Annotated in this window: 24 protein-coding genes; 7 read left to right on the forward strand and 17 right to left on the reverse strand. The window is 62.0% G+C overall.

Annotated elements, in window-relative coordinates:
- The 8 genes from deoC to LJD17_RS14415 form a co-directional block, all read right to left on the reverse strand.
- A complete protein-coding gene (gene deoC / locus LJD17_RS14380; protein WP_227384879.1) occupies positions 1-762 on the reverse strand; it encodes a deoxyribose-phosphate aldolase in 762 nt (253 codons plus the stop codon).
- Positions 755-1,573, reverse strand: a complete 819-nt coding sequence (locus LJD17_RS14385) for a purine-nucleoside phosphorylase (RefSeq protein ID WP_227385201.1) — start codon at positions 1,571-1,573, stop codon at positions 755-757. Before LJD17_RS14385 ends, deoC begins: the two co-directional genes overlap by 8 nt.
- A 4-nt stretch (positions 1,574-1,577) precedes the next feature.
- On the reverse strand, positions 1,578-1,982 hold the full coding sequence (gene cdd, locus LJD17_RS14390; RefSeq protein WP_227384880.1) for a cytidine deaminase: 405 nt from the start codon (positions 1,980-1,982) through the stop codon (positions 1,578-1,580).
- A 1-nt stretch (position 1,983) separates the two neighbouring features.
- The gene (locus tag LJD17_RS14395) at positions 1,984-2,889 is read right to left on the reverse strand and encodes an ABC transporter permease (protein ID WP_227384881.1); all 906 of its coding nucleotides are present in this window, start codon (positions 2,887-2,889) and stop codon (positions 1,984-1,986) included.
- Between the two features lie 2 nt (positions 2,890-2,891).
- Positions 2,892-3,995, reverse strand: a complete 1,104-nt coding sequence (locus tag LJD17_RS14400; protein ID WP_227384882.1) for an ABC transporter permease — start codon at positions 3,993-3,995, stop codon at positions 2,892-2,894.
- A complete protein-coding gene (locus LJD17_RS14405) occupies positions 3,992-4,426 on the reverse strand; it encodes a VOC family protein (RefSeq protein WP_227385202.1) in 435 nt (144 codons plus the stop codon). The genes LJD17_RS14400 and LJD17_RS14405 overlap by 4 nt, the downstream gene beginning before the upstream one ends.
- The gene (locus LJD17_RS14410) at positions 4,426-5,949 is read right to left on the reverse strand and encodes an ABC transporter ATP-binding protein (RefSeq protein ID WP_227384883.1); all 1,524 of its coding nucleotides are present in this window, start codon (positions 5,947-5,949) and stop codon (positions 4,426-4,428) included. Before LJD17_RS14410 ends, LJD17_RS14405 begins: the two co-directional genes overlap by 1 nt.
- A gap of 123 nt (positions 5,950-6,072) precedes the next feature.
- Positions 6,073-7,074 carry a BMP family lipoprotein gene (locus LJD17_RS14415; protein ID WP_227384884.1) on the reverse strand — a complete coding sequence of 334 codons (1,002 nt, stop codon included), beginning with the start codon at positions 7,072-7,074 and terminating at the stop codon, positions 6,073-6,075.
- A 154-nt stretch (positions 7,075-7,228) separates the two neighbouring features.
- On the opposite strand from LJD17_RS14415, the gene LJD17_RS14420 reads away from it, so the two are divergent.
- A complete protein-coding gene (locus tag LJD17_RS14420) occupies positions 7,229-8,035 on the forward strand; it encodes a HesA/MoeB/ThiF family protein (protein ID WP_227384885.1) in 807 nt (268 codons plus the stop codon).
- 11 nt (positions 8,036-8,046) lie between these two features.
- Here LJD17_RS14420 and pheT read toward each other — a convergent pair whose 3' ends face one another.
- The 6 genes from pheT to LJD17_RS14450 all read right to left on the reverse strand — a co-directional run bounded on the left by pheT (position 8,047) and on the right by LJD17_RS14450 (position 14,471).
- On the reverse strand, positions 8,047-10,470 hold the full coding sequence (gene pheT, locus LJD17_RS14425) for a phenylalanine--tRNA ligase subunit beta (protein WP_227384886.1): 2,424 nt from the start codon (positions 10,468-10,470) through the stop codon (positions 8,047-8,049).
- 13 nt (positions 10,471-10,483) lie between these two features.
- The gene (gene pheS, locus LJD17_RS14430) at positions 10,484-11,566 is read right to left on the reverse strand and encodes a phenylalanine--tRNA ligase subunit alpha (RefSeq protein ID WP_227384887.1); all 1,083 of its coding nucleotides are present in this window, start codon (positions 11,564-11,566) and stop codon (positions 10,484-10,486) included.
- 175 nt (positions 11,567-11,741) lie between these two features.
- Positions 11,742-12,113: a 50S ribosomal protein L20 gene (gene rplT / locus LJD17_RS14435; protein ID WP_224312922.1), complete on the reverse strand. Its 372-nt coding sequence runs from the start codon at positions 12,111-12,113 to the stop codon at positions 11,742-11,744.
- 40 nt (positions 12,114-12,153) lie between these two features.
- Positions 12,154-12,354: a 50S ribosomal protein L35 gene (rpmI, locus tag LJD17_RS14440; protein WP_227384888.1), complete on the reverse strand. Its 201-nt coding sequence runs from the start codon at positions 12,352-12,354 to the stop codon at positions 12,154-12,156.
- A gap of 218 nt (positions 12,355-12,572) precedes the next feature.
- The gene (infC, locus tag LJD17_RS14445; protein WP_227384889.1) at positions 12,573-13,094 is read right to left on the reverse strand and encodes a translation initiation factor IF-3; all 522 of its coding nucleotides are present in this window, start codon (positions 13,092-13,094) and stop codon (positions 12,573-12,575) included.
- Positions 13,095-13,226: 132 nt separating this feature from the next.
- Positions 13,227-14,471, reverse strand: a complete 1,245-nt coding sequence (locus tag LJD17_RS14450) for a glycosyltransferase family 4 protein (RefSeq protein ID WP_227384890.1) — start codon at positions 14,469-14,471, stop codon at positions 13,227-13,229.
- Between the two features lie 67 nt (positions 14,472-14,538).
- On the opposite strand from LJD17_RS14450, the gene LJD17_RS14455 reads away from it, so the two are divergent.
- Positions 14,539-15,300, forward strand: a complete 762-nt coding sequence (locus LJD17_RS14455) for an alpha/beta hydrolase (protein ID WP_227384891.1) — start codon at positions 14,539-14,541, stop codon at positions 15,298-15,300.
- Positions 15,301-15,318: 18 nt separating this feature from the next.
- Here LJD17_RS14455 and LJD17_RS14460 read toward each other — a convergent pair whose 3' ends face one another.
- The 3 genes from LJD17_RS14460 to argH form a co-directional block, all read right to left on the reverse strand.
- Positions 15,319-15,585, reverse strand: a complete 267-nt coding sequence (locus tag LJD17_RS14460) for a BQ00720 family protein (protein ID WP_227384892.1) — start codon at positions 15,583-15,585, stop codon at positions 15,319-15,321.
- Positions 15,586-15,610: 25 nt separating this feature from the next.
- Positions 15,611-16,045: an Hsp20 family protein gene (locus tag LJD17_RS14465; protein ID WP_227384893.1), complete on the reverse strand. Its 435-nt coding sequence runs from the start codon at positions 16,043-16,045 to the stop codon at positions 15,611-15,613.
- Between the two features lie 183 nt (positions 16,046-16,228).
- On the reverse strand, positions 16,229-17,629 hold the full coding sequence (gene argH, locus LJD17_RS14470) for an argininosuccinate lyase (protein WP_406600813.1): 1,401 nt from the start codon (positions 17,627-17,629) through the stop codon (positions 16,229-16,231).
- 208 nt (positions 17,630-17,837) lie between these two features.
- On the opposite strand from argH, the gene LJD17_RS14475 reads away from it, so the two are divergent.
- Genes LJD17_RS14475 through LJD17_RS14495 form a run of 5 tightly spaced genes read left to right on the forward strand, consistent with a single transcriptional unit; the run spans position 17,838 to position 23,051 of the window.
- On the forward strand, positions 17,838-19,433 hold the full coding sequence (locus LJD17_RS14475) for an ABC transporter substrate-binding protein (protein ID WP_227384894.1): 1,596 nt from the start codon (positions 17,838-17,840) through the stop codon (positions 19,431-19,433).
- 7 nt (positions 19,434-19,440) lie between these two features.
- Positions 19,441-20,499 carry an ABC transporter permease gene (locus LJD17_RS14480; protein WP_227384895.1) on the forward strand — a complete coding sequence of 353 codons (1,059 nt, stop codon included), beginning with the start codon at positions 19,441-19,443 and terminating at the stop codon, positions 20,497-20,499.
- Positions 20,499-21,431, forward strand: coding sequence for a nickel transporter permease (gene nikC, locus LJD17_RS14485; protein ID WP_227384896.1), 933 nt, complete (start codon positions 20,499-20,501; stop codon positions 21,429-21,431). The genes LJD17_RS14480 and nikC overlap by 1 nt, the downstream gene beginning before the upstream one ends.
- Complete coding sequence (locus tag LJD17_RS14490) at positions 21,428-22,267, forward strand: ABC transporter ATP-binding protein (RefSeq protein WP_227384897.1); 840 nt, start codon at positions 21,428-21,430, stop codon at positions 22,265-22,267. The genes nikC and LJD17_RS14490 overlap by 4 nt, the downstream gene beginning before the upstream one ends.
- 7 nt (positions 22,268-22,274) lie before the next feature.
- The gene (locus LJD17_RS14495) at positions 22,275-23,051 is read left to right on the forward strand and encodes an ABC transporter ATP-binding protein (RefSeq protein ID WP_227384898.1); all 777 of its coding nucleotides are present in this window, start codon (positions 22,275-22,277) and stop codon (positions 23,049-23,051) included.
- Positions 23,052-23,054: the final 3 nt, after the last annotated feature.

Raw genomic sequence — 23,054 nt, forward strand, 5'->3', positions numbered from 1 at the left:
TCAATAGGCTCCGACGGCGGCGCTGCCGGCGCGTCCTTCGATGGCTGCAATCAGAGCGTCGAAAACACTGCTCGCACCGATACGAAACGTCTTCGGCGTGGCCCAGTCCGGCCCCATGATCCGATCCGCAAGGTCGAGATAGATCTTGGCGTCGGCGACACTGCGAATACCGCCCGACGGCTTCAGGCCGACGGAACGTCCGGATGCCTTGATGGCGCCGAGCATGATCTCGGCCGCCTCCGGTGTCGCGGACAGGGGCGTTTTTCCCGTCGACGTCTTGATGAAATCGGCACCGGCATCGATGGCCAGACGGCTTGCCGCCTCGATCAAAGCCGGATCGGACAGCACACCCGTTTCGAGAATGACCTTGAGCAATCGCCCCTGATCGACCACGTCGCGCACAGCCTCGACCATTTCGGTGGCAACGGCGATATCGCCGCGGCGCAAAGCCTCATAGGGAAGAACCAAGTCGATTTCGTTGGCGCCGTCGCTCAAAGCCTCGCGCACATCGTCCGTCACGCGTTCTACGTCTTCGCCCCCGCTGGGAAAATTCACCACCGTTGCGATCCGGACCGGAGATCCCCTCAGCGCCTCACGTGCGCGCACGACGAATTGCGGCCAGACGCAAACGGCGGCAACCGGCCCGCGGGGGTCGGTCGCCCTGGCGCAGAGGGTATCGATGGCCTGATCCGTGCAATTGTCGGTCAGGTCCGTCAGATCGAGACTGCGCAGGGCGCGTTGAGCAAGAGTGACATCAGACATCGGTAAGCTCCGCAACAAAGCCGCGAATGAGACGCTTGAATTTCTCGGAAGCCTCGGCCGCCGTATCCTTCGTTTCCTGGTGCGAAGGCGAAGCCCCTTCAATGCCCGCCGCAAGGTTGGTCACGACGGAGACGGCTGCAACCTTGAGACCGTAATAGCGCGCGAGGATGACTTCCGGCACCGTCGACATTCCGACGAGGTCTCCACCCAGGATCTGCACCATGCGAATCTCGGCGGGAGTCTCGAAGCTCGGCCCCGAGAGCCATGCGTAGACGCCTTCAGGCAGCTCGATGCCGGCCTTGCCGGCTGCTTTCTGAAGTGTTTGACGCAATGGTGCGTCATAAGCGCCGGTCAGCGAGACGAAGCGCTGCTCCGTATGATCGCGCAGGAGCGGGTTGGAGCCCGACAGGTTGAGATGATCACCAATGGCCACAAGATTTCCTGGACGGATATGAGCACGAACGGATCCGGCAGCATTCGTCAGCACCAAAACTGGAACACCGAGTTCCTTCACCAGTGCGATCGGAGCCCGCATGGCTCCGGCATCCCCTGTCTCATAATAGTGCGCCCGACCCTGGAAAAGCAAAACGCGCTTCCCTTCGAGCGTTCCCGCAACAAGACGCCCCGCGTGACCGGAAACGCCGCTTCTCGGGAAAAGCGGAATATCCGCATAGGGCAGGCTCACCACATCCGTCAGTTCATCGACGAGCGAACCCAACCCTGTACCGAGCACGATGGCTGCATCGAACGGTCCTTCGACTCCTCCTGCTCGCACGCATGCAACGGCTTCTTGAATATCCAGGTGTGTCATCATTCTATCGCGCAGTGAGATTCTCGGGGCCGAAGGAAAAGGGCAAAAGCACATCGAGCGTGAAGCTTTTGCGAATTCCTTCGGGACCCGCAACATGGATTGGGGTCTCGGGGGAAGCAAATTCGCGAATGCGCTGGCGACATCCTCCGCAGGGCGTCACGAGACTTTCTCCCTCTCCCATGACCACAATGGCGGCGATGCGGCTTTCACCGGCCGCCACCATGGCCGCAATGGCTCCAGCCTCCGCACAGGTGCCGATCGGATAGGCCGCATTCTCTACGTTGCAGCCTGCGAAGATCTGCCCGGAGGGCGTCATGATCGCCGCCCCTACCTTGAAGCGGGAATATGGCGCATATGCCTTCTGCTGGATGGCTCTTGCGGCGGAGAAGAGTTCATCGAGGGAGGCCATTTCACCGCTCCTTCACATAAGGCACGCCCGAGGCCCGAGGCGGGATGGCCGTTCCGATCACCCCGGCGAGCAGGATCACCGTCATGAGATAGGGTAGTGCCTGGATGGCTTGCACGGGCACCTCACCAAGTCCCGGAAGCGCAATACCTTGCAGGCGAATGGAAATCGCCTCCAGAAGCCCGAACAGGAAGCATGCTCCAAGGGCCGGCCACGCGCGCCATTTGGCGAAGATCAGAGCCGCGAGCGCAATGAAGCCTTTACCGGCTGTCATGTTGGGCAGGAACCCTGCGGATTGCCCGACGGACAAATAGGCACCCGCAATCCCGCACAAGGCACCTGCGATCACGACGGCCGTGTAACGCAGCCCTGCAACCGAAATACCAGCCGTATCCACCGCGGCGGGATTTTCGCCCACGGCCCGCAACCGAAGTCCGAAACGGGTTCGGCCGAGAACGAACCACGTCACCGGCACGGCGAGCAGTGCCAGATAGACCAGGACCGAATGGCCGAAGAGCACATCCGCAAACCGCTGATCGCCTTCGAGGGGTGGTGTGCGCCCGCCCTGCCCGTACCATGCATTTCCGACGATAGCCGTCAGGCCGGCCGCCAGCATGTTGATGGCGACTCCCGAGACGATCTGGTTTCCCCGCTGGCTGATGGCCGCAAAACCATGGATGAGGGCGAAGATCACGGATGCCGCGATGCCGGCCAGAAGACCGATCCAGGCGGAGTTGAACGCATAGGCGGCCGCTGCCGCCGCGAAGGCGGCCACGAGCATTTTGCCTTCGAGGCCGATATCGACCACGCCCGACTTCTCGGACCACAGCCCGGCGAGGCACGCCGCGAGAAGCGGGATCGAGAGGCGCAGGCTGGAATCGAAAAGTGTGACGAGATCACCGGGATTCATGGTCAAGCCTTTGCGAGCGTTGGACGCAGCATCACCCGGGCGACAAGGCGCCGGAACAGGCCATCCAGCGCACCGGCGAACAGAATGATGATGCCTCCGATGACGACCACCATGTCGCGGGTGATGGCCGGCTGCTCGAAGGCGAGCTCGGCGCCGCCCTGGTAGAGAATTCCGAACAGCAGCGATGCGAGAATAATGCCCACCGGGTGCGCGCGCCCCATCAGCGCGACCGCGATGCCGACGAAGCCGTAGCCGGAGGTGAACTCGAGCAACAGACGATGCTGGTAGCCCATCAGCTCGTTGACCGCGAGGCCGCCCGCCAGCGCACCTGACAGAACCATGGCGATCACGATAATGCGCGCGGGAGAAATGCCCGCATAGACGGCGGCCGTCGGATTGGAACCGACCACGCGGATCGCATAGCCGAGCCTGGAGCGGTAGATGAGAAGCCACACGCCATAGGCTGCCGCAAGCGCCAGAAGCAGTGTGAGGTTGAGTTGGGATGATGGTATCTCGATCCCGAAAGCCGCAAAGGCTTCATGCATGAACGGGATATGGGATTGCGGCGGGAATGCCGGCGTTTCCGGATTCATGTTCTGCGGCGCACGCAGGACATTCACTAGGAGATAGACGATCAGCACGCTCGCGAGCCAGTTGAACATGATCGTCGTGATCACGATATGGCTGCCGCGCTTGGCCTGCAGGTAGCCCGGAACCGCGGCCCACGCCGCGCCGAAGGCTGCCGCGCCGAGGATGCCGAGCGGGATCAGAAGAAAGCCTGGCAGGAACGTGAGGTTGTTGAGCACGAGAGCGATGCCCAAGCCCGCCAGCGTCGCCTGCCCTTCTCCGCCGATATTGAACAGCCCGGCATGATAGGCGACCGCCACGGCAAGACCGACAAAGATGAAGTCGGTCATGTAAAACAGCGTAAAGCCAAGTCCCTCGCCGGTCCCGAGGCTCCCCTGCAACAACAGGCGTGTGGCCGTCAGGGGATTCTCGCCGATGCCCAGGACCACAAGCCCGGCAACGAGAAAGGCGGCCACCACCGATACGGCGGGCACCAGGATGGTATCAGCCCACTTGGGCAAGTCGATCGGCGCGCTCACGTCAGGCTATCCGGCAGGAAAAGATGACCCTGCTCATCGAGAGGGAAAAATGGATTCCAGGCAACTTCCCAAAGATGGCCGTCTGGATCGGCAAAGTATCCGGAATAGCCGCCCCAGAACACATCCTGCAGCGGCTTGACCGGCTTTGCTCCTGCGGCGATCGCGCAGTCATACACCGCATCCGCCTCAGCTTTCGAGCGAGCGTTGTAGGCAAGTGTGATGGCTGCAAAACCTGTCGGCTGATCGTTCACCCCCGCGTCCTTTGCAAGATCGGCACGACCGAAGAGAGCAAGCGCAAGGCCGTTGGCCTGGAAGAACGTTACCTGAGGCTGGCTGGCCGAGGACGCCTTCCAGCCCCAGGCCTCGTAAAAGGCCCGCGACTTCGCGACATCCGACACGCCAAGAGTGACAAGGGACAAACGGGGTTGCATCACGCGGCCTCGTCCGTCACGCCGGCCATGAGAAGGCCGAGATCCCGCTCGTTGGTTTCCGATGCCCTGCGCTCGCCCGTGATATGGCCGCCGCACATGGTCAGAATTCGGTCCGACAAATTCATGATTTCATCAAGCTCCACCGAAACCAGGAGAATGCCGACACCTTCGTCGCGCAGGGCGATCAACCGCCGATGGATGAACTCGATCGCCCCGATGTCGACACCCCGCGTCGGTTGGCCGACGAGGAGAACCTTGGGCTTGCGCTCGATCTCGCGCGCCAGCACGATCTTCTGCTGATTGCCTCCCGAGAATTTCGATGTCTTCAGCCGCGGCGCCGGAGGGCGCACATCGTATTGCTTCATCTTATCCGTCAGGTCCGCGATCATGCGGTCGTGATCGAGGATAGGGCCTCGTCCAAGGGCGACCTCATCGCTGAAGCCGAGAATAGCGCTTTCGAACGCCGGGAAAGCCGGCACCAGGCCCATGCGCAAGCGATCCTCCGGCACATGAAGGAGCCCCAATTGGCGCATGCGATGCGGATTGTGCTCGCTGAAGGCGATCTCCTGCCCATCGAGCCGCATGCTTCCGAGCACCGGCCGCCGCATCCCCGCAAGAGCCTCCAGGAGTTCGCTCTGCCCATTGCCCGAAACGCCCGCGATCCCCACGATCTCGCCCGCATGAATCGTGAATGACGCGTTGGCGACGCGAAGAACTCCGCGCGCGTCCACCACCGACAGGTCATGGACCTGGAGAAGGGGAGCGCCCGGCTTACGCTCCGCTTTTTCGACGCGCAGCAGGACGCGCCGCCCGACCATGAGCTCCGCCAGCTCGGGCGGCGACGTGGTTTCGGTCGCGAGTGTCGCCACCATCTCGCCGCGGCGCATCACCGAGACACGATCGGTCGCTGCCATGATCTCGCGCAGCTTGTGCGTGATGAGGATGACGGTTTTGCCTTGTGCCTTCAGAGCCCTCAGAAGCTCGAAGAGAGCATCCGCCTCCGCGGGGGTGAGCACGGCCGTCGGTTCATCGAGAATGAGAATATCGGCGCCGCGATAAAGCGCCTTCAGAATTTCGACGCGCTGCTGCAGGCCAACCGACAGATCGCCGACAACGGCATCCAAGTCGATCTGCAATCCGTAGTCGCGCGACAGCCGCGCAAGCTCGGCCCTGACCTTCGCCTCGCCCTTGCGGAGCAAGGCTCCGCCCTCGGCACCCAGCATGACGTTCTCGACCACGGAGAGCGTCTCCACCAGCATGAAATGCTGGTGGACCATTCCGATGCCGACACGGATGGCGTCGGCCGGCGAGCGGATGGATACGGGATGTCCGCCGACGCGGACTTCGCCGGAATCGGCTTCATAGAAGCCGTACAGGATCGACATGAGCGTCGATTTGCCCGCGCCGTTCTCTCCGACGATCCCATGGATCGTCCCACGCTCGATGTCGAGATTGACGTCCTTGTTGGCGTGAACCGCGCCGAAGCGTTTGTCGATCGCAATAAGCTGAATGGCTGAATTCATCAGAAAGCTCGGACGTCATCCCTCGCTGGTCGAAACAAGGAGAAAGGGATCCTGGGCCGAAGTTTCCCGGCCCGGATCCCTTTCAACGTTATGGCGTCGCCGCAGAATGACAAGTCTTGCTTGTCACATCGGGCACTTGGAATCGGCCATGTAGTCATGGACCTGGATGGTGCCGGACTTGATATCGGCGGCAGCCTTGTCGGCCGCGGCCTTCATGTCGGCGGTGATGAGAGATTTGTTGTTGTCGTCGAGCGCCCAGGCGACCCCGTCTTCCTTGAGGCCGAGCACTGCAACGCCAGGCTTGAAGCTGTTCTTCTTGGTCTGATCGAAGACGTTGTAGGTCGCAACGTCCACACGCTTGACCATCGAGGTCAGGATCTTGCCCGGATGCAGGCCGTTCTGGTTTGAATCGACACCGATCCCGAGCTTGCCGGCATCGGCGGTCGCGCGAAGCACACCGATGCCGGTGCCGCCGGCCGCGTGATAAATCACGTCGGCGCCACGATCGATCTGGCTCTTTGCGAGCTCTCCGCCCTTCACCGGATCGGCCCAGGCCGCGCCCGTGGTGCCGGTCATGTTCTGGAACACTTCCGCATCCTTGTTGGCGTATTTCGCGCCCTGGACGTAACCGCAGGCGAACTTGCGGATGAGCGGAATGTCCATGCCGCCGACAAAGCCGACCTTGCCGGACTTGGATGCCTTGGCGGCCAGCAGGCCAACCAGGAACGAGCCTTCATGCTCCTTGAAAACGATGGATTCCACATTCGGCTTCTCGACCACGGCGTCGATGATGGCGAACTTGGTCTTCGGGAATTCGTCGGCAACCTTCTTCAGCGCCGATTCCTGGCTGAAGCCCACTGCAACGATGGGCGAGTAGCCGTCGCGGGCGAAGCGGCGCAGGGCCTGCTCCCGCTGAGCATCGTTCTGGGGCTCGAAATCGCGGTAATCCGTCCCGGTATCCTTCTTGTACTTCTCGGCTCCCATATGGACGCCTTCATTGAAGGATTTATCGAACTTGCCGCCGAGGTCGTAAACAACGGCCGGCTTGAACGCATCCTGCGCGAAAGCCACCGAGGCGGAAAGAGCGAGGCCCGCGAGCGCGAGGCCAAGTTTGGTTGCTGTCATCGGCATAGTTCCCTGTTTCACCCGGGCTGTTACCCGGTTGCGGATTGACGATGGCATGGGATGGGCCATGCCGCCAAGCATCCTGTCAAGCAGCCTGTCATCTTTCGTACAAGGAATGGTTGATAGCGGGGGAGATGTCTATAAGGTCGCACCCATGTCGCTGACCCCGGACGAAATCGACCGCTACGCCCGCCATCTGGTCCTTCGGGACGTGGGCGGCCCGGGGCAGATGAAGCTCAAGGCCGCCAGTGTCCTGGTCATCGGCGCCGGCGGGCTGGGCGCGCCTTTGATCCAGTATCTCGCCGCCGCCGGCATCGGCAGGATCGGCATCGTCGATGACGACCGGGTGTCCCTGTCGAATCTGCAGCGTCAGGTCATTCACGGCACGCCGAATGTGGATGAGCTCAAGGTCGAAAGTGCCGCCAGAGCGGTCCGTCATCTCAACCCCCATGTCGTCGTCGACCGTCATTCCGTTAGGATAACGGGCGAGAACGCCCGCGATCTCGTTGCGTCCTACGACATCGTGGCCGATGGATCGGACAACTTCGAGACCCGCTACGCGGTGTCGGACGCCTGCTATGCGGAAGGAAAGCCACTGGTGACTGCGGCACTCGGCCAATTCGACGGTTCGCTGACGACGATCCGGGCTCATGAGACCGGCCCGGACGGCAAGCCCAATCCCACCTATCGTTGCCTGTTCCCCGCCCCGCCCCCTCCCGGAGCAGTCCCGACCTGCGCGGAAGCCGGTATCCTGGGCGCACTCGCCGGGGTCATGGGCAGCCTGATGGCCATGGAGGTGATGCGCGAGATCGTGGATTTCGGAGACAGCCTCGTGGGGCGCCTGCTCATGGTCGATGCCCGCGCCATGCGGTTCGACACGATCTGCTATGGGTGGGACGAAACCAATCCGCTGAACGGAACAAAGCCCCAAGGACCCTCCCCCGCGAACGGGAGAGGGTGAGTTCAGGCTGATCAGCTGCGCAGCACAGCGCCGGTCTTCTTTCCGACTTCGGCGATGATCTTGGCCGAGATGGCCTCGATTTCGCTGTCCGTCAGGGTCTTTTCCGTCGGCTGGAGGGTCACGGCAATCGCGACCGACTTCTTGTCGCCATCGATCCCGGGCCCTTCATAGATGTCGAAGACATTGACGCCGGTGATCAGCTGGCGTTCAGCCGCCTGAGCCGACTTGACGATGTCGCCGGCGGCCACATCGCGCCCCACCACGAAGGCGAAGTCGCGGCTGATCGGCTGGAAGTCCGGCAGCGTCAGCTTCGCCTTCATCTTGGTGGCCTTGGCCTTCGGAGGCGGCAGAACGTTCAGATTGAGCTCGAACGCCGCCAGCGGCCCCTTCAGGTCGAGAGCCTTCAGGATCTTCGGGTGGATCTCGCCAAAGACACCAACGATGTTCTTCGGGCCGAACTGGAGGGTCCCCGACCGGCCGGGATGGAACCAGGATGGTCCCCCCGGCACGACCTGAAGTCCGCCCGCCGGGATACCGAGGGCCGACAGCAGAGCCATGGCGTCGGCTTTGGCGTCGAACACATCGACCGATGTGGCGCCGCCGTTCCAATGGCGGCCGATACCCTCGGCCCGGGCCGTTCCTCTGCGGACGGCAGCGGCCTTGACGGCCTGCCCCTCCGGCGCATCGGACGCAAAGGTCTGGCCGATCTCGAAAAGAGCCACATCGCCGAAACCGCGATCGGCATTCCGCTGGGCCGCCTTCAGCAGACCCGGCAACAAGCTGGGCCGCATGTCCGACAGGTCCGCCGCGATCGGGTTTGCAAGGGCCAGGCTTCCGTCGCCTCCACCGAACAGCTCGGCCTCGCCCTTTCCGATGAACGACCAGGTAACGGCTTCCACCAAGCCGCGCACCGCCAGGGCACGGCGGGCCAGGATCGTGCGCTTCTGAATCAGGGTCAGAATCGGCTTGGCGACGGCAGCCTCGAGACGCGGCAGAGGCTGCGGCGCGATGCGGTCGAGCCCGGCAATGCGGATGACCTCCTCGACCAGATCCGCCTTGCCCTCGATATCGGGGCGCCAGGACGGCGGGACGACCGATACGGCATCGCCCTCGCCTTCCACCTGGAACCCGAGTTTCTCCAGGATCTGCCGTGCCTCGGCGGGCTTCACGTCGAGTCCCGACAGGCGTGGCACTTCGGACCACGGGAACGTGATGGTCCGCCGGGGATCGGGCGCCTGTCCGGCAACCATTGCCTCGCAGGCTTCCCCACCGCACAGCTGAAGGACCATGTGCGTGGCGAGATCCAGGCCCGGCAAGGTGAAGGCCGGGTCGACGCCCCGTTCGAAGCGATAGCGGGCATCCGTGATGATCCCGAGCTTCCGGCCGGTCTGGGCAATATTGAGCGGATCCCAAAGGGCCGATTCGATGAGCACGTCGGTGGTGTTCTCGTCACAGCCCGAGTGCTCGCCACCCATGATGCCGCCGATGGACTCGACGCCGTTGTCATCGGCGATCACGACATTTGCCGAATCAAGCTTGTAGGTACGCCCGTCGAGGGCCAGAACCTCTTCCCCCTCCTTCGCGCGGCGGACGGTGAGGTGGCCCTTGACCTTGCGCGCATCGAACACGTGGAGCGGACGGCCCCGGTCGAAGGTCAGGTAGTTGGTAATGTCGACCAGCGCATTGATCGGCCGCAGACCGATCGCCAGCAGGCGACGCTGCATCCAGTCGGGCGAAGGACCATTCTTGATGCCGCGCACGAGGCGAAGCCCGAAGAAGGGGCAGAGTTTCCGGTCATCCGCACTGAAATCGAGGGTCACCGAAACGGGCGTGGGCCCCGTTCCGCGGATAGGCGCGATCGGCTCGGCCTTGAGAGTGCCGAGACCCGCCGCCGCCAGATCGCGGGCGATCCCGTAGATCGACGTGCAATCGGGTCGATTGGGCGTCAGATTGATCTCAATGACCGGATCGTCAAGTTTCGCATAGGCCGCGTAGGCTTCGCCGACCGGCGCGTCCGCCGGCAGATCGATGATGCCGTCGTGGTCGTCCGAGATCTCGAGTTCCGCGGCCGAGCACAGCATTCCCTTGCTCTCGACCCCACGGATGGTGCCGACGCCGAGGGTGATGTTCTTTCCCGGAATGTAGGTTCCGGGGGGGGCGAAGACGCTCTTCATGCCGGTGCGGGCATTCGGGGCGCCGCAAACAACCTGAATGGGCGCTCCCTCACCCGTATCGACCATGCAGACGCGCAGGCGATCGGCATTCGGGTGCTGCTCGGCCGAGATCACGTAGGCCACCTTGTAAGGCGCCAAGCTCTTCGCCTTGTCCTCGACCCCTTCCACTTCGAGGCCGATGCGCGTGAGCGTCTCGACGATCTCGTCCAGGGAGGCGGCCGTGTCCAGGTGATCCTTCAGCCAGGAGAGAGTGAATTTCATGGGTGCTCTCCTTTTACGATGTCAAACCGCTGACGAGGGACGGGATGTCGAGGGGACGGAAGCCATAGTGATTGAGCCAGCGCACGTCCGCCTCGAAGAAGGGACGAAGATCGGGCATGCCGTATTTCAGCATGGCGATGCGGTCGATCCCCATGCCCCATGCGAAGCCCTGGTACTCATCGGGATCGAGCCCGCAATTGCGCAGCACGTTCGGATGAACCATGCCGCAGCCGAGGATCTCGAGCCAATCCTCGCCCTCGCCGAAGCGGATTTCTCCGCCCTTGCGCGAACACTGGATATCGACCTCCGCCGACGGCTCGGTGAAGGGGAAGAACGACGGGCGGAAGCGCATCTTTACCTGCTCGACCTCGAAGAAGGCCTTGCAGAACTCTTCCAGGATCCACTTCATGTGCGCGATGTTGGCCTGACGGTCGATGACGAGGCCTTCCACCTGATGGAACATCGGGGTGTGGGTCTGGTCCGAGTCGTGACGATAGGTCCGGCCGGGGATGATCACCCGGATCGGCGGCTTCTGAGACGTCATGGTGCGGATCTGCACCGGGGACGTATGGGTGCGAAGCACCTTCCGCTCGCCATTTTCATCGGGAGCGAGGAAGAACGTATCGTGCATCTCCCGGGCCGGATGACCGACGGGGAAATTCAGGGCGGTGAAATTCAGGTAGTCGGTCTCGATATCCGGACCTTCGGCCACGGAGAACCCCATGTCGGCGAAGATCGCCGTCAGTTCCTCGATGACCTGACTGATGGGGTGAATCCGGCCACGGGCCTCCGGGCTTTCCTGCACCGGAAGGGTCACGTCCACCCGCTCGGCGACAAGGCGCGCATCGAGCGCAGCCTCGGCCAGAACGTCCTTGCGGGCCGCGATGGCGCTCTGCACCCGGTCGCGGAGACCGTTGATCAGCGGACCGCGCTCCTTGCGCTCCTCCGGCGTCATCGTTCCGAGCGTTTTCAGCAGATCGGAAACAGAGCCCTTCTTGCCGAGCGCAGCCACGCGCACGACTTCCACGGCCGCCTCGTCGCCGGCGGCCTCGACCTGGGAAAGCAGGTCACGTTCGAGTTCGTTGAGATCGGTCATCGGTCCCTTGCCAGATTTCAAGCGCTTGAGTGATGCGCGGCGCGGGAACCGTCAAGCCGTCCGAGCCGCGAAATGCCGATCGACGGCCTCTGGGCCATCGTTGCGGAGGGTCTCGGTGGCGGGAGATGGCGGCGCGGCTGGGGGAAAACCAGCCGCGCCGGAGCCAGGTCGTCGTTTAGGCGGCCTGCTGCTGCGGCAGCGAAGCCTTGGCGCGCTCCACATAAGCGGCGAATGCCGCCGGCTCGTGGATGGCCATTTCGGACAGAACCTTGCGATCGATCTCGATCCCAGCCTTGCCGAGACCGTCGATAAATCGGGAATAGGTCAGGCCGTGCTCGCGAACCGCCGCATTCAGGCGCTGAATCCAGAGAGCGCGGAACGTGCGCTTCTTGTTCTTACGGTCGCGATAAGCATACTGCATGCTCTTCTCGACCGCCTGCTTGGCGATGCGGATCGTGTTCTTGCGGCGGCCGTAGAAACCTTTGGCAGCCTTGAAAACCTTTTTGTGCTTGGCGTGGGCGGTTACGCCCCGTTTGACGCGGGCCATTTAAGAAACTCCTTCAAAATCCGGGATGTGGAAGACCGCCTTAGCCGTTGGGCAGGAAGTACTTCTTCACGTTGTAGGCATCACCCGCGAACAGGGTGGTGGTGCCGCGCAGGTTGCGGATCTGCTTGTTGGTCCGCTTGATCATCCCGTGGCGCTTGCCGGCCTGGGCGTAAACGACCTTGCCGGTGCCAGTGATCTTAAAGCGCTTCTTGGCGCTCGATTTCGTCTTCAGCTTGGGCATTTGGCTCTCCTTTGGTCAAGCCTCCACGCGGCGAACCGCCTTGGAAGCCTTGTCATTGCTGCATTGAGCAAAACGAACCGCCACGGCAGCCCTAACAGCCGGGCGGTTCGATGAAGGGGGGCTTATGGCAGAGGGCGGGCAAAAAAGCAATGGCCGTCGACGATGCGACGGCCAAAAGCACTTAAAGGCATTTCGAGCCCGCGAAGGCCATGGGCCGATCAGCGCGGGGCCAGCACCATGACGACCTGGCGGCCCTCGAAATTGGGCTCCATCTCGACTTTGGCGAGTTCGCCTACATCGGACTTCACGCGGTCGAGAACCTTAAGGCCGAGATCCTGGTGGGCCATTTCGCGGCCGCGGAAGCGCAAGGTAATCTTGACCTTGTTGCCTTCCTCGAAGAAGCCCTTCATGGCTTTCATCTTGACGTCGTAATCATGGTCATCGATGCCCGGGCGGAGCTTGATTTCCTTGACTTCGACTGTCTTCTGCTTCTTGCGGGCTTCGGCCGCCTTCTTCTGCTCGAGGAAGCGGTGCTTGCCGTAATCGAGAATTTTGCAGACGGGCGGGGCTGAGTTCGGTGCAATCTCGACAAGGTCCAGGCCCGCATCCTCTGCGATGCGCAGGGCATCGAAGAACGGCATGACGCCGCGATTCTGGCCGGTGTCGTCGATCAGTTGCACTTCGCGAACGCCGCGAATGTCCCGGTTGGCGCGCGGTCCGTCCTTCTGCGGAACCGGCATAGGTCTCATTGGTCTGCGAATGGCTCGTATCTCCTGTTATGCGGCCCGAAAGCAGCCGTAGGGCAACCTGCCCTCCCCGACTCTCTCACGGCACCGCGAATGCTCTGACATTTCGCGCAAACGCGCGGGAAGTCAACTTGTTCTGCGCGGGAATTGGCCCTCCAGGAGGGCGGAATAGACATCAAGGGTGCTCGACACCATCCGTTCGAGGGAAAAATGCTGCTCCACATGGCTTCTTGCCCGGGTCCCGAGCGCGATTCGGGCACTCGCGCCCAAAGCCAGAGCCGCTCCGAGGGCGTCGGCGAGGGCATCGGCGTCTCCCGGCACAATCCGCCATCCCGTTCGCTCCTGCGGCAGAACCGATGGCGGCGAGAGAACCGTTTCCGGAACAGCCCCGAGATCGGACACCACAACGGGGGTCCCCATGGCCTGAGCCTCCACGGCGGATCGGCCGAAGGCTTCCGGCTCCGTCGAAGGCACGGTCACGACGGATGCGGCCAGAAAGGCGGCCGGCATGTCCGTGCAATGGCCGACCCGGCGCACGATTCCGGTAAGCTTGCGGGATTCGATCAGGCCGTCGAGCTCCTTGACATAGGAATCGCGGCCCTGCGGATCACCCGCCAGGATATAGGTCACGTCGGCGAGGCCCGCATCGCGCAGCTTGGCGGCCGCCTCGATGAGGACCCTTTGGCCTTTCCAGCCCGTCAACCTGGCCGCCAGAAGAACCATGCGCTCATGGGGCGAGACGTTCCAGGCCTTCCTGAGATTCTCCACCCGTTCCGGAGATACGGCCGAAGGCGAGAAAGTCGTGAAATCCGTTCCTCTGTGAATGACCCTGATACGGTCGCCGGCTTGAGGGTAGAGAGAACGGATAAGATCGCCCGTATAGTGGGAGTTGGCGATCACCGCGTCTCCGCGCGCCATGACGGAGTTGTAGAGAACCTTGACGGACGAGCGCCCGGCATAGCTGCCATGATAGGTGGTCACGAAGGGAATGTTGAGAGATCGCGCGGCGCCGAGGGCCACCCAGGCCGGAGCGCGGGAGCGAGCATGAACCAACGCCACCCGCTCCTGGTGGCAGATCCGCGCGAGCCTCCTCACATTGATCAGCATGGAGAAAGGATTTTTCGTCGCCGCCGGAAAGGGAATCCAAATTCCGCCCTTGGCTTGCAGCTCCCCGACCAGCCGCCCTCCCTCGGTGGCCACGAGTGCTTTGGCCCCGACATGGGCCAAGCCCTCGGCAACGTCGACCGTGGTCCGTTCGGCGCCGCCGGCCTCAAGCTCGGGAATGATCTGGAGGATCGTCCGTCCCGCCAGCGGATGAACGTTGGACGACGGGAACGGAGCTCCTCCGCTGGCTCGCTTTGAAAAATTCACCGATGTAAGAGCCTTCTCCAGGAAATCGACTGAACGTTGCTTTAAAGCAGTTGAGGATGAGTTAACCATGCAACAAGCCGTCGCCGTCGGGACCGCTGCGGATACGCGTCAGATTGCCGTTCTTTCGCGCAGCGGCAAGGGGACACCCGTGGTTTGGCTCGGGGGCTTCAAGTCCGAAATGCGCTCCATGAAGGCCGAGGCGCTGGATGCCTGGGCCGAAAGAACGGGGCGGTCTTTCCTGCGTTTCGACTACAGCGGCCATGGCGCTTCCGGCGGCGAATTCGCAGAAGCGACCATATCCCAATGGCTTGAGGACACCCTTGCCGTCCTCGGGCGGTTCCTGAGCGCCCGGCCCCTATTCGTCGGCTCGTCCATGGGGGGATGGATAGCCCTTCTGGCAGCCCGCGAACTGTTGCGAACGCGCCCTGAGCTTGCGCCTGTCGGGATGGTTCTGATCGCGCCCGCGGTGGACTTCACGGAGCGACTGATGTGGGACCGATTTCCCGAGGAGATTCGTCAGGCGCTCGAGGTCAAGGGCAGCTATTTCCTGCCATCTGCCTATTCTCCCGATCCCTATCCGATCACGAAGCGCTTGATCGAGGACGGGCGCAACCACCTGCTGTTCGGTTCTCCCATCCGCGCGGGATGCCCGGTTCATATCCTGCAGGGCATGGAGGATCCGGATGTACCTTGGAGCCACGCTTTGAAGCTGGTGGAGCATCTGCCGGGCGACAGCGTCTCCCTTACGTTGATCAATGACGGCGATCACCGATTGTCGCGGCCGGAAGACCTGGAACGCCTGATCCGGGCTATCGAGGCGATGAGCTGAAGGAGTGGAAAGTGAGCCTTAATGAAGGCTCACCGTCTCAAGGTCGTGAGCCCAGGCATTGGCCACTGCCGCATCGCGGGTATCGGTCAGGACGATCGGCTCGCCGCTGGCGGACAGAAGCGCGAAAAGCTGCAGACCGGGCTGAATTTCAGGGGCCTGGGGGAAAAGCCGGACGATGTCGTCCGACAGGACGGGCTTGACATAGGCCATCTCGCCCTCACCCAGAGCGGCCAGTTCGGCTTTGTCCAGGAGCCCGTCGTTCAAGATCTTGAAGTTGTTGTTCATGAGAACTTCTCCTTGGCGGATGCCGTTACACCTTGTCCGGAGCGCTGATGTCGATCTTACGGATGATCCGTTCCGGCTCGGGCCGGGCGAGATCGATCGACAGAAGCCCATTGGACAGGTCAGCCCCCAGCACCTCCATGCCATCGGCGAGGAGAAATGCCCTTTGGAACTGTCTGGCGGCAATGCCGCGATGCAGGAAGTGTCTCGCCTTGTCTTCGATCTGTCGCCCCCGGATGACGAGCTGGTTTTCCTCCAGCGTCACCTCAAGCTGATCCCGGGTAAATCCCGCAACGGCCAGGGTGATGCGGAGGCGCTCGGGATCCTGCGCGGTGCGTGCCAAACGCTCGATATTATAAGGAGGATACCCATCTCCCGCGGCCTTTGCGACCCGATCGAGCGCCTGCTCGATCTCGTCGAAGCCCAGAAGAAACGGATGCCCAAAGGGCGATTGACGCGACATATTCGAAGCCCAGAGTTGAAGAGGCACTTCGTTTGATTTGAGCCCGCAGATGCGGCACTCAGGCACCTGCTTCCAGGCGCTGACATCAATATGGAGGCTCACCCGACCGCTATCAAGGGCTCCGCAGAGCGGCCGCGCTTGCGGCCGCTAAGCCATTCATCGAAATGGGTTTTCCGTCCCGCCCTACGCTCTCTCACGCCACCAGGCGATCTGTTCCGAGACCCGCGCCGGCGATGTGCCGCCGAAACTCGTTCGCGAGCGCACGGAATTCTCGACGCTGAGCACATCGTAGATGTCTTGATGGATGCGCGGTTCGATGGCCTGCATGACGTCGAGGGGCAGGTCTTCCAGCGGGCTTCCGCGCTTTTCCGCCTCCGACACGATCCGGCCCGTGATGTGGTGCGCGTCCCGGAAAGGAATATTCAGGCTCCGCACGAGCCAGTCGGCAAGGTCCGTCGCGGTCGAATACCCGGCGCCGGCGACTGCCGCCATGCGCGCCGGCACGGGCTCCAGGTCCTGAACCATGCCGGTCATGGCGGCAAGAACGAGCTCCAGGGTGTCGGCCGCGTCGAAGAGCGGTTCCTTGTCCTCCTGAGTGTCCTTGGCGTAGGCGAGCGGAAGCCCCTTCATGACCGTGAGCAGGCTCATGAGCGAGCCGAAGATCCGCCCGGTCTTGCCGCGAACGAGCTCCGCGGCATCGGGATTGCGCTTTTGCGGCATCATGCTGGAGCCCGTCGTCCAGCGGTCCGGGAGGCGCACGAAGCCGAAGGGCGCCGACATCCAGATCACGATTTCCTCGGCCAGCCTGGACAGGTGCATCGCGCAGATGGCGGCGGCCGACATGAACTCGAGCAAGCTGTCCCGGTCCGAAACGGAATCCAGGGAGTTGCGGGTCGGCCCGTCGAAGCCCAGAGCCTTGGCGGTCATGTGTCGATCGATCGGGAATGAGGTACCCGCGAGGGCTCCAGCGCCGAGCGGGCATTCGTTCAGCCGGGCGCGTGAGTCCCTGAAGCGCCCGCGGTCACGCCCGAACATCTCCACATAGGCCATGAGATGATGACCGAACGTTACGGGCTGAGCGCCCTGAAGGTGGGTGAAGCCCGGCATCACCGTGGCGGCATGAGGCTCGGCCTTGTCGAGGAGCGCCTTGATCAGATTGGTGATCTGCTCGTCGGCCCGGTCGTGCGCGTTGCGTACCCAGAGGCGCACATCGGCGGCCACCTGGTCATTGCGGCTCCGAGCCGTGTGCAGCCGGGCGGCCGGATCGCCGACGATTTCCCTGAGCCTGCTTTCCACATTCATATGAATGTCTTCAAGCGCCGTGGAGTAGGTAAAGGAACCGGATTCGATTTCCCCAAGCACCCGCTGCAGACCTTGGTGGATCGCGTCACGGTCACTTTCCGCGATGATCCCCTGCCGCGCCAGCATAGAGCTGTGGGCGATGGAGCCCTGAATATCTTCCGAAGCCAGACGCTTGTCGAAATCGATGGAAGCATTGATGGCTTCCATGAGAGCGCTGGGCGAGGACGAGAAGCGACCACCCCACATGGAATTGGCGCCGGATTTCTTGGCTTCTTCTGACACGGTGTTTCATCCAAACGTAAAGGCTATTCGCCTTTGCCACAGAATAAGGCCCAAGGCCAAGTCGCATTGACAGGCTGCCTGTCCATTGAGCATGGTGCGCAGCGTTTACCACTTCAAAACCAGTTGGTGGACTCGACAGCGCCGTTCTGATCTGCATTCTTAAATTCGGCACAACAGGTGCAAAACAGCGCCGCAAGGGAATTGGCTAATGAAACGTCTCCCCAAATTCATCCTCTCGGCCGCCATGGTCACTGCCATGGCGACCTCCTTCACCGCCGTGAAGGCCGCGACACCTCCGGACACTTTGGTTCAGGCTTGGCAAAGCGACGACATCATCTCGCTGGATCCGGCCGAAGTGTTCGAGCTCAGCGCGTCTGAGATCCTTGGCAACACCTATGAGCGCCTGATCCAGTACGACATCACGGACGTCTCCAAGATTTCCGGGCAGGCGGCAGAATCCTGGACCGTCTCCGACGACGGCAAGACCTATACGTTCAAGCTCCGCCCGAACAGGAAGTTCGCTTCGGGCAACCCGATCACCGCGGAAGACGCCGTCTACTCGCTTCAACGGGCGGTTGCTCTCGATAAGTCTCCCGCCTTCATCCTGGGTCAGTTCGGCCTGACGAAGGACAACGTGAAGGACAAGATCAAGCAGACGGGCCCGCTCGAGCTCACCATCGAGGTGGATAAACCCTACGCTCCGACGCTCGTTCTTTACTGCCTGGGCAATTCCGTCGCCTCCATCGTCGACAAGAAGCTCCTCGTGCAGAACGAGAAGGACAGCGATTACGGTTACAACTGGCTGAAGACCCATTACGCCGGCTCCGGCCCGTACATCATGCGCGACTGGAAGGCGAACGAGGTTATCGTTCTCGAGCGCAACCCGAACTACGAGAAGAAGACGCCTCTCGCCCGCGTCATTTTCCGCCACATCAAGGAAACGGCGAGCCAGCGTCTTCTGCTCGAGAAGGGCGACATCGACGTGGCCCGTAGCTTGAACCCGGAAGAGATCGATGCGGTCGCCAAGAACCCGGACGTCAAGATTCAGAGCGCCCCGAAAGGAACGGTCTATTATCTCGGCCTGAACCAGAAGAACCCCAATCTGGCGAAGCCTGAGGTCCGGCAGGCCCTCAAGTACCTGGTGGATTATGCCGCCATCGCCGACACGATCATGAAGTACAAGGGTGTCGTGCACCAGAACTTCCTGCCCAAGGGCTTCCTCGGCGCCACGACCACCAATCCGTATAAGCTCGACGTCGCCAAGGCGAAGGAGCTTCTTGCCAAGGCCGGCCTGAAGGACGGCTTCTCCGTCACCATGGACACGCGCTCGACCGCGGAAATCACCGGCATTGCTCAGGCCATGCAGTCGACCTTCGCGCAAGCCGGCATCAAGCTTGAGATCCTTCCGATGGACAGCAAGCAGGCTCTGACGAAGTACCGTGCCCGCCAGCACGATATCTATATCGGCAACTGGGGCTCCGACTATCAGGATCCGAACTCCAACGCCGACACCTTCGCGGCCAATGACGACAACTCCGACAACGCGAAGGCCAAGCCGCTGGCATGGCGCAATGCGTGGGATCCCGGCCCGCTGACGGCCAAGACCCGCGCGGCTGTCATGGAGCGTGACGCGGAGAAGCGCGCGGAGATGTACAAGGAACTCCAGAAGGCTGTGCTTGACGATGGCCCGTTCGTGATCTTCCTGCAGCAGACCGAGGTCGCAGCCGTTCGCAAGAACGTGCAGAACTTCATCCTCGGTCCGTCCTTCAGCGACAACGACGTGTCTCAGACAAAGAAGAACTGACGCCGAAATGGTTTCTGCAGTCACAAGCCGGGGCGGAGAGCACGCAAGTGCTCTCCGCTCCTTCCTTAAGAGAGCCGCTCAGTTCGTCGTCGTTCTGGTGACGACACTCCTGGGGCTTATCGCCGTCACGTTCTTTATCGGGCGCGTGGTTCCCATCGATCCGGTCATCGCCATCGTGGGCGATCGGGCTCCGCCGCAGGTCTATGAGCGAGCGCGCGCTGAACTCGGCCTCGACAAGCCGCTCATCGAACAATTCGCCATCTACGTGAAGAAAGCGGTGACGGGTGATTTCGGCAATTCCGTTCTCACGACCAATCCGGTGATGACGGATATTGCCAATGTGTTCCCGGCGACCCTTGAACTGGCGACCCTCGGTACCATCATCGGCACCCTCATCGGCATTCCGCTCGGTGTTCTGGCAGCCGTGAGACGTGGAACGCTCATCGATCAGGTCGTCCGCTTCCTGGGTCTCGTCGGCTATTCCATCCCTATTTTCTGGCTCGGCCTCATGGGCCTTCTGTTCTTCTATGCGAAGCTCGGGTGGGTTGCGGGTCCCGGACGCATCGATGTCACTTATTCCTATCTCTATACCCCCGTCACAGGCATCGTCCTCATCGATACCCTTCTGCAGGGCCAGATGGATGCATTCTGGGATGCGGTCTCGCACGTGCTTCTTCCCGCCTGCCTGCTCGGCTACTTCTCGCTGGCATATATCAGCCGCATGACGCGTTCATTCATGCTCAACGAGCTCGCGCAGGAATACGTGATCGCCGCACGGGTCAAAGGATTGTCGGAATTTCGGGTGATCTGGCGTCATGCTCTGCGCAATGCGGCGGTGCCTCTCATCACGGTGATTGCGCTCTCCTATGCCAACCTGCTCGAAGGCTCCGTTCTCACCGAGACGGTCTTCGCGTGGCCAGGTCTTGGCCAGTACATCACCAACTCCCTGCAGAATGCGGACATGAACGCCGTTCTCGGCGGAACAATCGTGATCGGCACCGTCTTCGTGCTGCTCAATCTCGTGTCCGACCTGCTTTATCGTCTGCTCGATCCGAGGACCCGCTAATGGCCGGCGCCCCTCCCCTTCCCCAACCATCCGGGCTCCAGGCCTGGCTTCTCTCCTCCGAGCCCGCCTCCCGCTGGCAGGCGCGTCTTGGACGCGGCTATCTCGGCTGGCGAGCCTTTACGAAGAATCCGCTTGCGGTCCTTGGCCTTGCCATTGTCATCCTGCTGGTCCTCGTGGCGATCTTGGCGCCTTTGATCGCGCCCTACTCCCCCGTGGCCGGAGGCGATTTGCGAACCGAACGTCTGTTGCCGCCGAGCGGCACATTCTGGTTCGGTACGGACGATCAAGGTCGCGACATCTTCTCCCGCGTGGTCTACGGATCGCGGATCACGCTCTGGGTCGTCATGCTCGTTGCGGTGATCGCGACCCCGATCGGCGTCATGATCGGCACCGTCGCGGGATATCACGGCGGATGGATCGACACGGTCCTGATGCGGATCACCGATATCTTTCTTGCGTTTCCGAGACTGATCCTGGCTCTCGCTTTCGTGGCGGCGCTGGGACCCGGTATCGAGAACGCGATCATCGCCATATCGATTACCTCGTGGCCCCCCTATGCTCGCATCGCGCGCGCGGAAACGCTCACCATTCGAAACAGCGACTTCATCGCCGCCGTGAAGCTCCAAGGCGCATCCACGCCGCGGATCATCTTCGGCCACGTGATCCCTCTCTGCATCTCCTCCGTCATCGTCCGTGTGACGCTCGACATGGCCGGAATCATCCTTACGGCCGCCGGGCTGGGCTTCCTGGGTCTTGGAGCACAACCACCCATGCCGGAATGGGGCGCGATGGTGGCGACAGGCCGGAATTACCTGATCGACCAGTGGTGGGTCGCGGCCATGCCGGGCCTTGCGATCTTCGTCGTCAGCCTGGGCTTCAATCTGCTCGGCGACGGCCTGCGTGACGTACTCGATCCGAAGGCTGCGAAATGACCACACCGCTGCTTGAAGTCGAGGACCTGAGGGTCCGATTCCACCTGCGCACCGGTACTGTCGAGGCGGTACGGGGCGTTTCATTCCAGCTCGGCCGGGAACGGCTCGGAATCGTGGGCGAATCCGGATCCGGAAAATCGCAGACGGGCCGCGCCATCCTGGGATTGACGCCGCCTCCCGGTGAAGTGACCGCCAAGCGCCTGACGTTTGACGGAATCGATCTGCTCACGGCGTCGAGGCGGACCTTGCGCCATCTGCGTGGCGGCCGCATCTCCATGGTGATGCAGGATCCGAAGTACTCGCTCAATCCTGTTATGACCATCGGAGAGCAGATCATCGAAGCTTATCGGGCTCATGCCAAATCGGCGAGCCGGAGCGAAGCGCGCGATCGGGCTCTTGCGATGCTGGAAGCGGTGAAGATGCGCAATCCGGCTCGGGTCTTCGAGCTTTATCCTCACGAAGTTTCAGGTGGCATGGGCCAACGGGCCATGATCGCCATGATGCTCGTCACGGAACCTGATCTGCTGATCGCGGACGAGCCCACCTCGGCGCTCGACGTCACGGTCTCGATGGAGGTTCTGCGTATTCTTGACGAACTCGTCTCGGAACGCGGGATGGGCCTGATCTTCATTTCGCACGATTTGAAGCTCGTTTCGTCCTTCTGCGACCGTGTCTTGGTGATGTATGCGGGTCGCGTGGTCGAGGAGCTCGAGGCAAAAAACCTCCGCGAAGCGAAGCATCCGTATACGCAGGGTCTCATGCGTTGCCTTCCGACCCTGGCTGATGATGTCCGCCCGCTCCCGACTCTCAACCGCGACCCTGCTTGGGCTCTGTAAAGATCCGATGCTCGATATTCAAAAACTCAAAGTCGTCTATGGAACGGGTCATCTGCGCGTCGATGCGGTCAAGGATGTCAGCTTCCATGTGGAAGCTGGCGCAGCCTATGGCCTTGTTGGCGAATCCGGATCGGGCAAGTCGACCGTCCTGCGGGCGATCTGCGGCCTCGCGCCTATCTCGGCCGGACAGGTTTTCGTGGACGGCAAGGAAGTCAAGGAGCCGCGCGACAAGGCGTTCTACCGCACCGTACAAATGGTGTTTCAGGACCCTTACGCGTCGCTTCATCCACGCCACACGGTCGACCGCACCCTTTCGGAGCCGCTGGCAATTCATGGCGAGCGGGATGCGGAAGTGCGCATTCTCCAGGCCCTCCGCGAAGTCGGACTGGGTCCCTCGTTCCGTTTCCGCTACCCGCATCAGCTTTCAGGCGGACAGCGGCAGCGCATCGCGATCGCCCGCGCTCTGATTCTGCGGCCGAAGGTTCTGCTTCTCGACGAGCCTACATCGGCACTCGATGCGTCCGTGCAGGCGGAGATCTTGAACCTCCTCGACGAACTGCGCCGGAAGATGGGTCTGACCTATATTCTGGTTAGCCACGATCTCGCGGTTGTGGCGCATCTGTGCGAACGCCTTCTCGTCATGCGTCATGGCGAGGGGGTGGAGGAAACCACGGCAGTGGCCCTTCGCACCGGCAGGGCGTCCAATGCTTATACGCAGGAACTGATCGAAGCGAGCCGTGGCTTTTCAAGAGATACGGTCAAGACCGCTTCCGCCGCCCTTTAGTTC

Source organism: Microvirga rosea, assembly GCF_020595095.1.
In the GTDB taxonomy this organism is placed as follows: domain Bacteria; phylum Pseudomonadota; class Alphaproteobacteria; order Rhizobiales; family Beijerinckiaceae; genus Microvirga; species Microvirga rosea.